We start from the raw sequence: 16,075 nt of genomic DNA on the forward strand, positions 1-16,075 counted from the left end.
CTTATTTATTTTTTAATTCTAACCATTTTTGCGCAATACGCACAGCATTTGTTGCAGCACCTACACGAATTTGATCTGCCACACACCAAAGATGGAGTATTTTTTTATCATACACATCAGCACGAATTCTTCCTACATAAGTTTCATTAGTATCGCTAGTCATTAAAGGCATAGGGTATTTTTTATTTTTAGGATCATCTATGACAACAACACTTGGTGCTTTTTCTAAAATTTCTTTAGCTTTTTTTACATCTATTTCTTTTTCAAAATGCATAGTAATGGCTTCGCTATGACTTCTTAAAACAGGCACTCTTACACAAGTTGCTGAAACTTCTAAATTTTTATGTAAAATTTTTTGAGTTTCATTGACCATTTTAAGTTCTTCTTTAGTGTAATCATTATCCATAAAAACATCAATTTGTGGAATAAGATTAAGTGCTAAAGTATAAGGAAAAGTTTGAGGTTCAAATTCATCAAGTTTAAAAGCAAAAAAACTTTGCATGGCTTCAACCAATTCTTGCATTCCTTCTTTTCCTGCTCCACTTGCAGCCTGATAGGTACTTACATCAACACGCTTTAAATTAAATGCATCATTTAAAGGTTTTAAAACTTGTACCATTTGTATAGTAGAACAATTTGGATTTGCAATAATCCCTGTTTTTTTCCAATCTTTAATATCCTCAGGATTGCATTCAGGAACCACCAAAGGAACATCTTTTTCCATTCTAAAATGACTTGTATTATCAATTACAACTGCACCCGATTCTACTGCAAATTTAGCATATTTTTCACTCACACTTCCACCTGCGCTAAAAAAAGCAATATCAATAGGATTTTCTTTAAATACATTTTCAGTAAGTTCTTTGACTTTATAAGCTTTGCCTTTAAATTCTACTTCACTACCTACACTTTTTGCACTTGCTAAAGGTAAAATACTTTCCACTGGAAAATCAAGTTCATCTAAAACATTTAAAAGCTCTTCCCCAACCGCACCAGTAGCACCCACAATGGCTATTTTTTGTTTTTTTGACATTACCTATCCTTTATTTGATATTTTTTAATTTTTTCATTTAAAATTTTTATATCCATACCTAAAATTTGAGAAGCTTGATCCTTGTCATAATCTACACTTAAAAGAACTTCACAAATCAATTCTTTCTCTAAATTCTTTACATCTTTTTTTATACTTCTAGCTTCTAAGAACAAATCTTCACTTGAAATTTCATCATTTTCACTTAAAATACAAGCTCTTTGTACAACGGATATTAATTCTCTAATATTACCAGGAAAATCATATTCAAGTAAAGCATTTTTAGCTTCTTGGCTGAGCTGTTTTTCCTTAAAATCATATTCTTTACAAGTATCTTCTAAAACCTTTTGAGCTATACCTAAAATTTCTTCTTTGCGCTCTCTTAAAGGCGGGATATTAATAGGAACAGTGTTTAAACGATAATATAAATCTGAACGAAATTCGCCATTTTTTATTTTTTCATCTAAATTTGCATTAGTTGCACTGATAATTCTTACATCTATTTTGATGCTTTTCGTACTTCCAAGTCGCGTAATTTCTTTTTCTTGCAAAGCTCTTAAAAGTTTGGCTTGAATTTCATAAGGCATTTCGCCAATTTCATCTAAAAACAAAGTACCCTCATTAGCCATTTCAAAAAGCCCTATTTTAGTTGCATTAGCATCGGTAAAAGCACCTTTTTCAAAACCAAAAAGCTCACTTTCAATCAAATTTGCAGGAATAGCTGCCATATTAATAGCAACAAAAGGCTTATTAGAGCGTTTAGAATGGGTGTGAATATAACGAGAAAATACCTCTTTTCCTACTCCACTTTCTCCAAAAAACATTACAGAGGCATCAGTTTTAGCCGCTTTTTGACTTAAATTTAATGTTTTTTCTAAATTAGGAGAAGTTGAAAAAAAATCTTTATTTTCTTCTTTTTTTTCATTTTTTTTGCTTTTTTTATCGGCTGTTTTTTCTCTTATGATTTTAGCACGCTTAATAGCCTCGACTAAAGTATCAACATCAAAAGGCTTGGTTAAAAAATCTTTTACTCCCAAACGAACCGCTTCTATAGCACGACTTAAAGTAGCATTTCCTGTCATAATAATAAAATCATATTTATTTTCACAGGCTTTAACAAATTCTATGCCATCAATTCCTGGCATATTAATATCTGTAATAATCAAATCTGTATTCTCATCTATTTTTTTTAAAGCTTCAGTAGCAGATTTATAAGATTTAATATTAAATTCTTCATACTCTGCTAATGCAATTTCTAAGGATTTGCGCATATTAATATCATCTTCTACTATGACTAAATTCATCCTAAGCCTTTTAAAAAATTTCTGCTATAGTATCCAATTTGCGCTTAATTTTGAATTTACTTTTTTTTAAGATAATAAATTATCGCATTTTGTTCGCCAAATTCCACGGTAAAACGCAAGGGTAAAATTTTAATATAAGTTTCACTTTGAGCACGTAATAAGTCAGTATTAACAATATCCTTAACACTGATTTTAGCTCCTATAAAGCAATCGCTTAACTCATCTTTATGAGAATTTAAAAAATTAAATTTAATTGTTTTTGGCATATTATCATCAATTAATCCTAAAGAAGTTCGAGGTAAAACTTTTATATCTTGATCACTATAAGAAATTTCACATACCCATTGTTCTTCAACATTTTCACTTTGCGTCATTGCTAAGGATAAATTTTGATTTTGATGAAAGAGAATGAAATTTTTACTAGAAAGCTCTGCCCAAAAAATAAATTCATCTTGGGCAAAAAGCTTAAAGCTAAGAAAGATTAATAAGCAAACAATTCTTTCCACTTGTCTGCATCGATTTTAAGTTCTAAGTTTACTCTATAAAGCCCTTGATTAAAATTCTCATCAATAATACTTGCATTTTTTATCAAACCATTTACTTGCGCAGTAATAGTTGAACTTCTAAGCATTGCATCTTTTACAGTATCTTTACCATTTACTTTCACACCATAAAGCTTACTTGCAAGTTGTCTGTAAGCATCTGTAATCGCTGCTCTTTTTGCTAAAGCTAGGGCTTGAGCAGTAGATACTGTATTCATTGGAGCAATTCCTTCACCAACTGCTGTAAAACTAAGTTCCGTTTCGCTAGCATCTGGAGCCAACATCTTTTCTTCTCTGATAATATCACGCACATCATCTTTATCGACTTTTTGCACGATAACATCTTGAGATGGAGGAGTGCTATTTGCACTTGAATTTTTAGTTGCACTGTTTGCACTTGGTACACAACCAGCGAAAATTCCTGCTATTGCTAGCATAAAATAAATTTTTTTCATTTTTACACCTTCAAAATATTGTAATTAGTAAAATAAAAAGCAATAAGCGTTCCAACTTTAAACTTATTGCAAATCTAAACCAAAGTTTTCATCGCTTAACTCATCCTCGTCATTTTCCTCTTTAGGACACTTAGCGATGCTAACCACCTCGTCATTTTCCACATTAACTACAATGACGCCACTTGTATTACGCCCTGCTTTTCTAATGCTTTGCATATCAACACGTATCATCTTGCCTGAACTTGTAAGAGCCATCAAATCCATAGTTTCATCTACTATAACTACGCTAATAAGATCTTTGGTTTTTTCTGTAAGTTTCATACAAATTACACCCTTACCACCTCTGCTTTGCAATCTATATTCTCCAGCATTGGTGCGTTTTCCTATACCTTTTGCACTTATGCTTAAAATTTCTTGCTCATCATTTTCTATAACAACTGCACCTACTAATTCGTCATTTTTCTCTTTAAACTTAATAGCCGTCACCCCACGACTTACACGACCGATTTCACGTACTTTAGCAAGTGGGAATTTGATACACATACCTTTTTTGGTTACTGCAAAGAGCATTTTACCTTGTGTGCTTACACTTTCTTCATTTTCAAGATTTTCATCATCTAAATTTTCAATTTCTTGATTTTCTAAATTTTCTTCACCACCACTGGCAAAAATTTCATCTTCATCTCTTTGAACAATAATAGCAGTTACCAACTCATCATTTTCATCCAAGTTGATCGCTCTAACTCCTACACTTCTGATATTTTGATATTCACTCAAATTTGTACGCTTTACAATACCATTTTTAGTAAAGAAACATAAAGATTTACTCTCATCAAAATCCGTGGTTGGAATAATAGCCATGATTTTTTCTTCAGCTTGTAAATTAATAAGATTTACCACTGCTTTTCCTTTAGCCGTTCTTGAGCCTTCAGGAATTTTATAAACTTTAAGCCAATAAAGCTGTCCACGATCTGTTACAAACATAAGCGTATCATGTGTATTTGCCGTAAAGAAACTTTCTATAAAATCATCATCATAAGTCGTAACGGCTAATTTTCCTTTTCCGCCTCGTTTTTGCTTTTCATATTGTTTACTAGGCACACGCTTAATATAACCACGATGGGTAATAGTTACAACCATATTTTCATTAGGAATCAAATCTTCAATATCAATATCATCATAATCATCTTCAATTTGAGTAATACGTGGCACATCAAATTTACTTCTAATTTCTTTTAATTCATCGCGAATTAAATTTTCAAGCAAGGTTTCACTTTTTAAAATTTCTTCAAGTCTTGCAATTTCTTTCATTAATTCTGCAAGTTCATTTTCGATTTTTTCTCTTTCAAGTCCTGTTAAACGACCTAGTTTCATATCTAAAATAGCATTGGCTTGAAGCTCACTAAGACCAAATTTAGCTACCAAAGAATCTCTTGCGGTATTATTATCAGAACTGTTTTTAATTAAAGCAATCACTTCATCTATATTATCAAGTGCAATTTTAAGACCTTCTAAAATATGAGCTCTTGCTCTTGCCTTTTGAAGTTCAAAAATCGTTCTTCTAATAATAACTGTTTTTCTATGGGTTAAGAAAAGATTTAAAAGTTCTAACAAAGAGAAAATTTTAGGTTCTTTATTGTGAATTGCCAACATAATCACACCAAAAGTACTTTCCATAGTGGTAGATTTAAATAGATTATTTAAAACAATTTCACTCATAGCCTCACGTTTAAGCTCTATAACAACGCGGATTCCTTCTTTATTACTCTCATCTCTTACTTCAGATATTCCTTCAATTTGCTTTTCTTTAACAAGCTCTGCAATCTGCTCTATAAGCCTAGCTTTATTGGTTTGATAAGGAAGCTCATCTATAACAATAACATCTTTATTTGTCTTTTTTTCAATATGAGTTTTAGCTCGCACTTTCACACGACCACGCCCTGTGCGATAAGCTTCTATAATGCCTTTTTTACCATAAATTATTCCACCTGTTGGAAAATCTGGACCTTTAATAAACTGCATAATCTCTTCCAAGCTTGCATCTTTATTATCAAGCAAATATAAAAGTCCATCTATCAACTCATTTAAACTATGAGGTGGGATGTTTGTCGCCATACCTACAGCTATACCACTTGAACCATTTAATAATAAATTTGGAACCCTAGAAGGTAAAACATCAGGTTCACTTTCTGAACCATCATAATTTGGAACAAAATCGACCGTATCTTTATCTATATCTTTTAAAAGCTCATGAGAAAGTTTACTCATTTTTGCTTCAGTATAACGCATCGCAGCGGCGCTATCACCATCTATAGATCCAAAGTTGCCTTGTCCTGTAATACTTGGATATCTCATAGAAAAATCTTGAGCCATTCTAACCAAAGCATCATAAACTGCTGTATCTCCATGTGGGTGATAACGGCCTATAACAGCACCCACTATACGGGCTGATTTGACAAAATCTGTTCTACTTTTTGCCTCATCATTTTGCATAGCATATAAAATTCTTCTATGAACAGGCTTTAAACCATCTCTTGCGTCAGGCAAAGCACGACCTATAATAACACTCATAGAATAGTCTAAATAACTACTTTTTATAGAATTTTCTATATCTACAAGTTCAATATCAGAATCTTTGCTAAAAATATTCTCCATAAAAATCCTTCTATTAGTTCAAAGTTTTGATTATAGCATATTAAACTTTTGCATCAGCTAAAACAAGAGCAAAAAGTACAGAAATTTTATTTTCTTCTAAAACTTTTTTAGCTTCCAAAAGGCTAGAACCAGTCGTTACAATATCATCTACCAAAATTACAGGTTCTTGAATGGTTTTTAAGAGTTTATAATTTCTTTTATGTTTTTGACGAAATTCTAAACTTTTTCCAGAATATTTAATATGATTTTGTGCTTTTAAAACATTAAAAACAGGTTTTACAAATTTTGTTTTAAGATATCTAGCTAAAATAGCAGAATGTGAATAAAGCATATCTTCAACCTTATCATCTAAAGCTATAACATTAATTGTCATTCTAGGATCAAAAAAATCTTTAAATTTTGCAAAACTTAATTTAGCAAGCATTTTATAAACGAAATAACCATAAAAATAATGTTTAGAGTGAAGCAAGTGTTGTATTTCATGGTATTTATAAAAAGAATAGACTTTGAAATTATTATCAAGCTTTCTTACATTTAAGGAAAATTCAGAAAGCTCTAGCTCACATAAATCACAAAAGCAAAGCAGAGCAAAAGCTCCGCAATTTATACACCTCAAAGTTCAGAGATTAAACTAGCTGCTTTATTTGCCATTTGTTTTATTAACAAATGAGTATAAAAAGTTGTTTCTTTTAGATCATCGAAACCTTGTACATCTTGCTTGGTGCGGATTGTAAATTTCTTATTTTTGTTTATATCGCTAACTTGTAAAACTCCTACTAGTTTTGAATGTAATCCTGTAGCATCTTGAGTTGCTCCATAAGATATAAATTCTAAATCAATCTTACTCACATAAGGTGAATTTTGATCGTTATTGTCAAGCACAACTATTCCTCTAGCTTCAAGTTCTTGTTTTAAATAAGTATAAAATACCGCATTAAAATTCACATCAACAAATAACTTTTTCCCTTTAGCATTTAAAACTTTTTGCCCTTCTTTTAAATCATAAAATCTATGCAAATAAACCTTTTTTAAAGCAATACCAGTGTCTAAAGTGCGTTTATTGGCACAACATTGAATTCCAACATCGCTAATGTATAAAAGCCCTTTAATCTTTGCTTCAAAGCCATCAGGACTTTCACAAGAACTGCATTGAGAATTTTTAGAAATTTGATTAACTTGAGCAAAAGTATCTTGTTTAGTTGCGCAAGCACTCAAAAATAAAATAGGCACTATAAAAATCAAAAATTTTTTAAACATTTTTTCTCCTTAGAAAATTATTTTAAAATTGTATTAAAAATACAAGCAAATTTCAAGCCAAGTTTTAAATTTATCATCAATCTATCTTTAAAACACTCAAAAAAGCCTCTTGAGGTAAATTTACCTTACCTATAGCTTTCATTCTTTTTTTACCTTCTTTTTGCTTTTCTAAAAGCTTTCTTTTTCTAGTAATATCCCCACCATAACATTTTGCTGTCACATTTTTACCCATGGATTTAACGGTTTCCCTTGCGATGATTTTATTTCCAATACTTGCTTGAATGGCTACTTCAAAAAGCTGTCTAGGAACTATTTCTTTCATAGCGCTAACAAGTTCTCTTCCTTTACTTTGTGCTTTTTCATTAGGCACGATAATGCTTAGCGCATCAACATTTTCACCCGCCACTTTAATATCAAGTTTTACCAAATCCCCTACTCTAAATTCTATAGGTTCATAATCAAAACTCGCATAGCCTTTTGTTAAGGACTTTAATTTATCATAAAAATCCATCACAATCTCATTTAAAGGCACATCATATTCTAGCAAAACGCGCTCAGGTGTGATATAGTCCATTTTAACCTGTACTCCTCTTTTGCGATTTAAAAGAGTGATTAAATTCCCTAAAAATTCACTTGGAGTAATGATAGTGGCTTTAACATAAGGCTCTTTTATATGATCGATTTTATTAACAGGAGGAAGCTCGCTAGGATTTTGAATTTTAACAAGCTCTCCATCGGTTTGATAAATTTCATAAGTCACAGTTGGAGCTGTAGCAATCAAATCAAGATTAAATTCTCTCTCAAGTCTTTCTTTAATCACTTCCATATGTAAAAGTCCTAAAAACCCTACCCTAAAACCAAAGCCTAAAGCCAAAGAAGTTTCAGGCTCATAAGTAATAGAACTATCGTTAAGCTTTAGCTTATCCAAAGCATCTCTTAAATCTTCAAATTTATCCGTTTCTATGGGATAAAGTCCTGCGAACACAAAAGCTTTAGCCTTTTCAAAACCCCCTATGGCTTCTTTAGCTTTATTTTTTACTAAAGTAATAGTATCGCCTACTTGTACATCGCCTACAGTTTTAAGCCCTAAAACCACCACGCCTACTTCACCCGATTGTAAAGATTGAGTTTTAATTGGACTTAAAGGGTGGGGATAAAAAAGATCTTGAACTATATGTTTTTTATCTGTACTCATGACTAAAACTTCATCATTTTTAGCTATATTTCCTTCATAAATCCTAACCAAAGCCAAAGCACCCAAATAATTATCAAACCAAGAATCATAAATTAAAGCCTTAGTAGGAGCTTCATCATCTGTTTTTGGTGCAGGGATTTTAGTGATAATTGTTTCTATAAGCTCTTTTATACCCACTCCTGTTTTTGCACTCACGCAAATTGCATCTTTGCAATCTATACCTATAATATGCTCGATTTCATGCTTGACTTTTTCAACATCAGCATTAGGTAAATCGATTTTATTAATCACAGGAATGATTTCAAGATTATTTTCAAGTGCTATATAAACATTAGCTATAGTCTGTGCTTCAACACCTTGAGAAGCATCTACTACAAGTAAAGCCCCTTCACAACTTGCCAAAGAACGACTCACTTCATAAGAAAAATCCACATGGCCAGGAGTATCAATAAGATTTAAAACAAAATTTTCATTATTAAATTTATAATTTAAACGCACTGATTGTGCTTTTATGGTGATACCACGCTCTTTTTCTATATCCATAGTATCCATAACTTGCGAACTCATCTGCCTATCGCTAATAGCACCACACTCGCTAATAATCCTATCTGCAAGAGTAGATTTTCCATGATCTATATGAGCTATAATAGAAAAATTTCTAATATTTTTTACCGACAAAATTTCATCCTAAATATAAAATTTTAAAGCTAGGATTTTAACAAAATTTATGTTTAAAACAAATAAATTTTATTTTATATAAAAAACTTCAATTGAAATTTATATAAAGCATACTAAAATATCAAATGTTTGAAAAATATTTAAAATCAGCTATGTTTTTAGCTCTTTATCCCTTAGCAATGTTAGCTTCTAATTTGCACGAATTTATAGCACTAAGTCAAAATAATGAGTCCTATCTCATTAAACAAATGCAAAGCGAACAAGCAAATTTGGACAAAGAACAAGCTTTTAGAAATTATCTACCCTCTCTTAGTCTAAACTCAGCTTATGTAGCCAACAATAAAGATCGCTTCATTATCGATCCACAAGAAAGTTTATTTGCTAAAGTTTCTCTTAATTTTTTGCTTTTTGATGGGGGTGCTAGAGAGGCCAATTTAAGGGCTTTAGAAAGCAAAGAAAAATTAAGCCTTTTAGACAAAGAACAAAGCAAAAATTACCTTGCCTTAAATGCAATCACACTTTATTTTAACACCCTAAGTCTTGAAAAAATTTTACTAGCCAATCAACAAAAAGTAGCTTTTTTAAAATCAACTTTTGAAAGATTGCAAAAATTTTACGATGCAGGACTTAGCCCTAAAGATGAACTTGAAAGCATTAAAGCCAAATATCATTTAAGCTTATTAGAGCTCAGTCAAAATGAATTAAAACTTGCCAATATACAAAAAGAGATTAAAATTTTAAGCAATACAGATTTTAAAGTGCAAGGGAATGCTTTTTTAGAAAATCCGCAACAAGAAAAAAGTCAAAACTATGAAGTAATGATAGCTAAAGAACAAATCAATCTTGCTAAAGAAAGTGTAAATTTAGCAAAAGCTGAATATTTTCCAAAATTTTATATTCAAGATAATTTTAACTTTTATAAAAACAATTATAATCCAAAAGTTCCAGCTCCTTTTGTAAACTTAGCAGATCAATTCTTAGAAAAATATTCTCAAGGTAATCAGTTTATTTTAGGTATGGAATGGAAAATTTTTGATTTCAATGCAAGGGCTAAAGAAGTTGAAAAAGAGCGTTTAAACGTTCAAATAGCCAATGCAAACGCAAGATTTAGTGAGAGAAAAAATAAAGAAGAATTAAATTATTTAGACAAAAGTTTAAAAGTTTTACAAGAACAAATTTTAGCTCTTAATCTTAGCTTAAATGCTGCAAATTTGGCTTTTGAAAGTGTAGATAAAAAATACCAAGCAGGACTTGTTTCTTATGTGGAATATCTTCAAGCTTTAGAGGCTAAATTTAAAGCACAAAGCGATTTAGAGCTTGCTAAAAATGAATTTGAAATTACTAAAGCAAATTATTATTTTAATGCGGGTATAGATCTTAATTCAAAGGTTAAAGAATGAAAAAAATTCTATTTTTACTTCTTGCTTTTAATTGCGCCTTTGGCGAAGAAATTTACGCAAGTTTCAATGTAGAAGCATCAAAACAAAGCAAACTTGCCCTTGAAAGCATAGGTTTAGTTCAAAAAATTCCTGTAGAAATTGGACAAAAAGTCAGCAAAGGAGAACTTTTACTTACTCTTGATCAAGAAAGTGAAAAAATAGCTCTTCAAAATGCTCAAAATTCTTATCAACTTGCCCTTGTAGAATATGAAAATACCAAAAGCAAAATGCAAAAAATCAAAGCTGTAGAAAATGTTATAGACAAACAAAGCTATGAAGATATGAAAGCTAAGTTTGATGCTGCTAATTTAAATTTAAACAAAGCAAAAATCAATATAGCTTATTATAAAAATATCATGACAAAAAAAGAATTGCGCGCACCTTATGATGCTATCATCGCAAATAAATTTATACAAGTTGGCGAAGGAGTAGGAGGAGTAGCTCAACCTTTGATAGAAATTTTTTCCTATCCACAAAGCAAACTGATTTTAAGTTTTGATGAAAAATACAAAGATAAAGTTAAATTAGGCGATGATTTCTTTTATAAAATCGATCAAAATGGTACAGAATTGAAAGGAAAAATCAGTCTTATTTATCCAAGCATAGAAGTAAAAACAAGAAAAATTTATGCTGAAGTGCAAACTACAAATCTAACACCTGGGCTTTTTGGCGAAGGTAGAATCATCACTAAAGATTAAAAATGTTTAAACTAGCTATAAACCGACCAATTACTGTGCTAATGTTTTTCTTAGCTCTTATGATTTTTGGGCTAATCTCTGCTTTTAGCATGAGTGTAAATTTATTTCCTAATGTTTCCATACCTCTTATAAAGATTACAAGCAAGGTAAATGGAGATTTAAATTTCGTAGAATCAAAAGTCACCAAAGAAATAGAAAATGCTCTAAGTGAGATTGATGGAGTAAAGACCATAACCTCAGCTGCGTATGATAATTTTAGTGTGAGTGTAGTCGAGTTTAAACTAGGTAAAAATCTTGAAGTAGCTGCTAATGATGTGCGTGATAAAATAGGAACTTTAAGCCTACCTTCTAAGCCTGAAATTGAAAAAATCAGTTCAGATTCTGGTTCTGCTATTTCGCTTTTTTTATATTCTAAAGATAAATTACAACTCATGCGTGAAATCAATGACAAAATAAAGCCTTTTTTGCAAAGAGTTGAAGGGGTAGGTAAAATCGAAGCTAAGGGGTTTTTAGAACCCCAAATTCGCATAGAATTAAAACCAAATGAACTTAGAAAATACAATCTTAACGCCCTTGATGTAGCAAATATTATCAAAAGTCAAAATTTTAAACAAGCCCTTGGCGAACTTAATAACAATCAAGATAACTATATCATTAAAGGCTATTTTGAAGCCACAAATTTAGAAGAACTTAGTAATCTTCGCATAAAAACAGGAGTATTTTTAAGTGATATTGCTAATATTTCAAGCCTTTATGAAGATGAAAAACAAAGTGCTTTATACGAAGGTAAAGAAGGGGTGCTTTTAGAACTCGGAAAAATCACAAATTATAACACCCTTGAAATGATTAAAAATGTCAAAAATGCCTTGCCTATTTTAGAAAAACAAATTCCAAAAGATATAAGCATTAATATGCTTTATGATAAAAGCTTAAATATCCACAAGCACCTTTCTCAAGTGATTTTTGATATGGTTTTGGGGATTTTTCTAACCCTTGTTATCGTGTTTTTATTTTTAAGAAATTTAAGTGCAACTCTCATTGCTTGCATAGCTATACCTACTTCTATCATTTCAACTTTTTTTATTATCGATCTTTTAGGCTATGATTTAAACCGCTTAACTTTTATAGCTTTAACCTTAAGCATAGGAATTTTTATCGATGATGCTATAGTAGTGATTGAAAATATTGCTAAAAAACTAAAAACTTATCCGCCTTTACAAGCTGCTTTTTTAGGTATCAATGAAATAGGTTTTAGTGTTTTAAGCATAAGTATAGTTTTACTTTGTGTTTTTATCCCTATTTCTTATATGAACTCTATATCAGGGCTTTTTTTCAATGCCTTAGGCATAAGCGTTGCAAGTGGGATAGTTATAAGCTTTTTGGTTTCTGTATTTTTAATACCTAGTATTGGGGCAAGATTTTTAAATCCAAAAGAAAACAAGTTTTATGAAAAAACAGAAGCTTTTTTTGAAAAAATAGAGCAAAAGTATGAAAATTTACTCTATAAAATTTTACAAAATAAAGTAAAATTTATCCTAGCCACTCTTGTTTTTATAGGGCTTTCTTTTGCTTTAGCCACTCGCATAGGGCTTGATTTTTTACCTATGGAAGATGATAGTGAAATTCAAGTTTTGCTTGAAAGCAAAAAGGATTTAAGTTTAGAAGCCATGAAAGAAAAAAGTTTAAATTTACTTGAAAAAATCAAAAATGATAGCAATGTCAAATACGCTTTTTTACTTGTAGGCTATGATGATGCCAAAGATGCTACAAAGGCTAAAATTTATGTTAAACTTAAAAATTTAGACGAAAGAAATTTAAGACAAAGTGCCATAGTAAGTTTATATCGTCAAAAATTTCAAGATGAAAGTTTAAAAATCAAAATTTTAGAACTTCCAAAGATAGAGGGTGCAGGTATTGATGATCCCGTGCAATTTTTAATCTTAGGAGATGATTTAAACACTCTAAAAGAAGCTGCTTCTCAGGCAAAAGAAATTTTAGGCACTAATGCACGCATTGTAGATATAAGTGATAATGCTAATGCTACAAAAGATGAAGTAGCCTTACACATCAACAAAGAAAAAGCCAAACTTTTAGATGTCAATCCTCAATATATCGCTGGGGTTTTAGGGTATTCTTTCTCGCAACTTAGCGTAGGAAGCATGGATAGAGGCAATTCAAAAGATGATATTATCCTAAGTTTTGCTCCAGAATTTAAAAAAGACATAGAAGCTTTAAAGCGCATTAGCATTAAAAACAACCAAGGTATAAATTTAGAACTTTCAAGCGTGGTGGATTTTATATACAGTAAAGATTTAAAAACTATCAATCGTTACAATAAAAACCGCTCTGTGAAAATCACAGCTGGAGTGAATGATCTTTCCTTAGGAGCGGTGCAAAAACTTTTACTAGATAATATGGATAAAATTTTAAATAACAATCCAAGTCTTAGCTATGCTTTTTCAGGCTTTATCAATCTTTTAGGTGAAACCGTGCAAGGTTTTGCTATGGCAGTAGCACTTGCTTTTGTTTTAATTTATCTTGTTTTAGCCGCACTTTATGAAAGTTTTATTCTGCCTTTAATCATCATGATAACCATGCCTTTAGCCTTTGGCGGAGCTTCTATAGGGCTTTTTATCACAGGGCATAATTTTTCACTTTTTGTACTTATTGCCATCATCTTACTTTTTGGTATGGTGGGGAAAAATGCTATTTTACTCGTAGATGTAGCTAATAAAAAATGCCATGAAGGTTTAGATCCCGATAAAGCTCTTTTAATCGCTGGAAAATCGCGCTTAAGGGCTATATTGATGACAACTTTTGCTATGATTTTTGCTATGCTCCCACTTGCTCTTTCAAGGGGTGCGGGCTATGAAGCTAATTCTCCTATGGCAATAGCCATTATCTTTGGACTTATAAGTTCGACTTTGCTTACCTTACTCGTAGTACCTGCACTTTTTAAATTCTGTTTTAAACTAGATAGCAAATTAAGAAAAATTTATGAGAGAGAAAAATTAAATTAACCAAAATGATTAATTTAATTTTTTTTAAGTATTATTCTTATAAAGTGCTTTTAAGTTATCATAGGCAATTTGTATTTTTTCAAACTGTTCTCTTGCGTAAGCTTTTTCTATTGCACTTTTTCCTTGATGAAAATCAGGATGATAAAGTTTTACCAAAATCAAATATTTTTGTCTGATTTCACTAAGATCATTTTGCGGAGTGCATTCTAAAGTATTAAAATAATTACTAAAAAGCTTAGCTAAAGCATTAAATTTCCATTTCATATTTTCTTTATTGTGAATATTTTGGCGAAATTTTTTATACTCTTCGCGGTCAACTTCAAAATTCACGCAATATTTTAAATGCTCGCTCTCATCTGCAAAAGCTTCAAAAAGTTCAAGGGTATTCTCGTTTTTATATTCTAAAATTAGAATATTTGTCATTTCATTATATTCTATATAATGATCTTGAAAATAATTTCTTATATAAGTAATAAATAATTTTTCATTAGAGCTTAACTTCATCAAAATTCTACCCGCAACAAAATCAATCTTGATAAACAACATAGGCTTAAGCATATTATTTTGCTCAAAAATTAATCTAAAAGTTTTAAAATGAGCATCTTGTAAATTCTCTATACCTTCATTTGTGCTTTTGCGATATTTTTGATCTAAAACTTTTAAGAAATAACGGCGCTGTGGAATTTCATTTTCTTCAAAAAAAGAAAAAATTTTATTTTTTCGTCCTATGACCTTTGTGAAATTTTTGGTAATCAAGTCTTTAAAATACTGAAATACGCTAATATCATCTGTATTAACATTGATAGTTTCTAAAGTTTGCACGATTTGCATCTATTTCTCCCATAAAACCTCATTTTCAAAAAGCTCTTTAGTGCCTTTTAAAATTTCATTGGGTGTATAATCGGCTTTATAAGATAAAGATTGACACTTTTTTACAAAATACCCAAGATAAATATAATCTAAGTTCATTTTTTTAGCTATTTGTATTTCATTGAGCAAAGAAAATTTACCCAAAGAAAAATACGAAAAATCAGGATCATAAAAACAATAAATGCTTGAAATTCCATCCTCTAAAATATCAATCAAATCAACGCAAACGAGCTTATCTTCTATATAAAATGCAAGCTCATATCCAAAATTCATAAAACCATCAACATAAAGATTATAATACTGTTTAAAGCTTAAATCATAACGCTTCCAGTTCTTTTTTTCTTCCATAAAACGATGGTATTTATCATATAAAAACAAATGTTCATTGCTTAAATTGGGTGTTCTAAGTATAACTTTGGTGTTAATATTTTTATTTATAACCCTTCTTTCACTTCTTGAAAAATTATATTCATTAACTAAAATTCTAAGACTTAAACATTCATCACAATCTTTACAAATAGGGCGTGAAAAATACCTACCAAAACGACGCCAACCTCGTTTTATTAGCTCATTATTGATTTCTTTAGAGCAATTTTCAATGTATTTATACTCTATTCTTGAGCGTTTATCTTTTAAGTAAGGACACTGATCTTCAAGAGTACAAAAACCAATCTCAAGCATTAAATTTTCTTAATATCTGTATTTTTGATAAATTCGGAAAATTCATCCTGTAGTTTTTCTTGCTTTAAGAAAATTTCTTGCATTTCCTTATCTATGTTTGTTTCTTGATTTTTTTCGCGAATATCTTTGGCTAGTTTTTCTAAATTTTTTACACTTGCTCCACTCTTGCTTGATTTCTTCGCTAATTTTGAAGTATTGGTGTTAGCTTGCATTTCTTTTTTAATACTTTTAAGACTGTCTAAAAAATCCAT

The 16,075-nt window shown here is 30.6% G+C and carries 14 protein-coding genes; 3 read left to right on the forward strand and 11 right to left on the reverse strand.

What is annotated here, in order from left to right; all coding sequences use genetic code 11:
* Position 1: 1 nt before the first annotated feature.
* The 8 genes from SR63_RS04850 to lepA all read right to left on the reverse strand — a co-directional run bounded on the left by SR63_RS04850 (position 2) and on the right by lepA (position 9,116).
* Positions 2–1,033 carry an aspartate-semialdehyde dehydrogenase gene (locus SR63_RS04850; RefSeq protein WP_002866058.1) on the reverse strand — a complete coding sequence of 344 codons (1,032 nt, stop codon included), beginning with the start codon at positions 1,031–1,033 and terminating at the stop codon, positions 2–4.
* Positions 1,033–2,334 (reverse strand): fla regulon two-component system response regulator, encoded by a 1,302-nt coding sequence (gene flgR / locus SR63_RS04855; protein WP_002892246.1) that lies wholly within the window; start codon positions 2,332–2,334, stop codon positions 1,033–1,035. Before flgR ends, SR63_RS04850 begins: the two co-directional genes overlap by 1 nt.
* Before the next feature lie 56 nt (positions 2,335–2,390).
* A complete protein-coding gene (gene flgQ / locus SR63_RS04860; RefSeq protein ID WP_002877704.1) occupies positions 2,391–2,840 on the reverse strand; it encodes a flagellar assembly protein FlgQ in 450 nt (149 codons plus the stop codon).
* On the reverse strand, positions 2,816–3,331 hold the full coding sequence (flgP, locus tag SR63_RS04865; RefSeq protein WP_002866062.1) for a flagellar assembly lipoprotein FlgP: 516 nt from the start codon (positions 3,329–3,331) through the stop codon (positions 2,816–2,818). Before flgP ends, flgQ begins: the two co-directional genes overlap by 25 nt.
* Before the next feature lie 63 nt (positions 3,332–3,394).
* A complete protein-coding gene (gyrA, locus tag SR63_RS04870; protein ID WP_002892244.1) occupies positions 3,395–5,986 on the reverse strand; it encodes a DNA topoisomerase (ATP-hydrolyzing) subunit A in 2,592 nt (863 codons plus the stop codon).
* Positions 5,987–6,026: 40 nt separating this feature from the next.
* On the reverse strand, positions 6,027–6,602 hold the full coding sequence (locus tag SR63_RS04875) for a ComF family protein (RefSeq protein WP_002877707.1): 576 nt from the start codon (positions 6,600–6,602) through the stop codon (positions 6,027–6,029).
* A complete protein-coding gene (gene mapA, locus SR63_RS04880) occupies positions 6,599–7,243 on the reverse strand; it encodes an outer membrane lipoprotein MapA (RefSeq protein ID WP_002882643.1) in 645 nt (214 codons plus the stop codon). The genes SR63_RS04875 and mapA overlap by 4 nt, the downstream gene beginning before the upstream one ends.
* 76 nt (positions 7,244–7,319) lie before the next feature.
* Positions 7,320–9,116, reverse strand: coding sequence for a translation elongation factor 4 (lepA, locus tag SR63_RS04885; RefSeq protein ID WP_022552305.1), 1,797 nt, complete (start codon positions 9,114–9,116; stop codon positions 7,320–7,322).
* A 125-nt stretch (positions 9,117–9,241) separates the two neighbouring features.
* Between lepA and cmeD the strand changes: the two genes are divergently transcribed.
* The 3 genes from cmeD to cmeF are packed head-to-tail and all read left to right on the forward strand — an operon-like array spanning position 9,242 to position 14,273.
* Positions 9,242–10,516 carry a multidrug efflux RND transporter outer membrane subunit CmeD gene (cmeD, locus tag SR63_RS04890; protein WP_022552306.1) on the forward strand — a complete coding sequence of 425 codons (1,275 nt, stop codon included), beginning with the start codon at positions 9,242–9,244 and terminating at the stop codon, positions 10,514–10,516.
* A complete protein-coding gene (gene cmeE / locus SR63_RS04895) occupies positions 10,513–11,253 on the forward strand; it encodes a multidrug efflux RND transporter periplasmic adaptor subunit CmeE (protein WP_022552307.1) in 741 nt (246 codons plus the stop codon). The genes cmeD and cmeE overlap by 4 nt, the downstream gene beginning before the upstream one ends.
* Before the next feature lie 2 nt (positions 11,254–11,255).
* Complete coding sequence (gene cmeF, locus SR63_RS04900; RefSeq protein WP_002877713.1) at positions 11,256–14,273, forward strand: multidrug efflux RND transporter permease subunit CmeF; 3,018 nt, start codon at positions 11,256–11,258, stop codon at positions 14,271–14,273.
* Positions 14,274–14,297: 24 nt separating this feature from the next.
* On the opposite strand, the gene SR63_RS04905 is transcribed toward cmeF, so the two are convergent.
* From SR63_RS04905 to SR63_RS04915, 3 genes are read right to left on the reverse strand one after another with little or no spacing between them, the layout of a single operon-like run.
* Positions 14,298–15,104: an adenylosuccinate lyase gene (locus SR63_RS04905; protein WP_002866067.1), complete on the reverse strand. Its 807-nt coding sequence runs from the start codon at positions 15,102–15,104 to the stop codon at positions 14,298–14,300.
* A complete protein-coding gene (locus SR63_RS04910) occupies positions 15,105–15,824 on the reverse strand; it encodes an arginyltransferase (protein ID WP_002866068.1) in 720 nt (239 codons plus the stop codon). It abuts the gene before it with no gap.
* Complete coding sequence (locus SR63_RS04915) at positions 15,824–16,075, reverse strand: hypothetical protein (protein WP_002853000.1); 252 nt, start codon at positions 16,073–16,075, stop codon at positions 15,824–15,826. Before SR63_RS04915 ends, SR63_RS04910 begins: the two co-directional genes overlap by 1 nt.

The sequence above is a fragment of the Campylobacter sp. 2014D-0259 genome (assembly GCF_008000505.1).
Classification (GTDB): Bacteria; Campylobacterota; Campylobacteria; order Campylobacterales; family Campylobacteraceae; genus Campylobacter_D; species Campylobacter_D jejuni.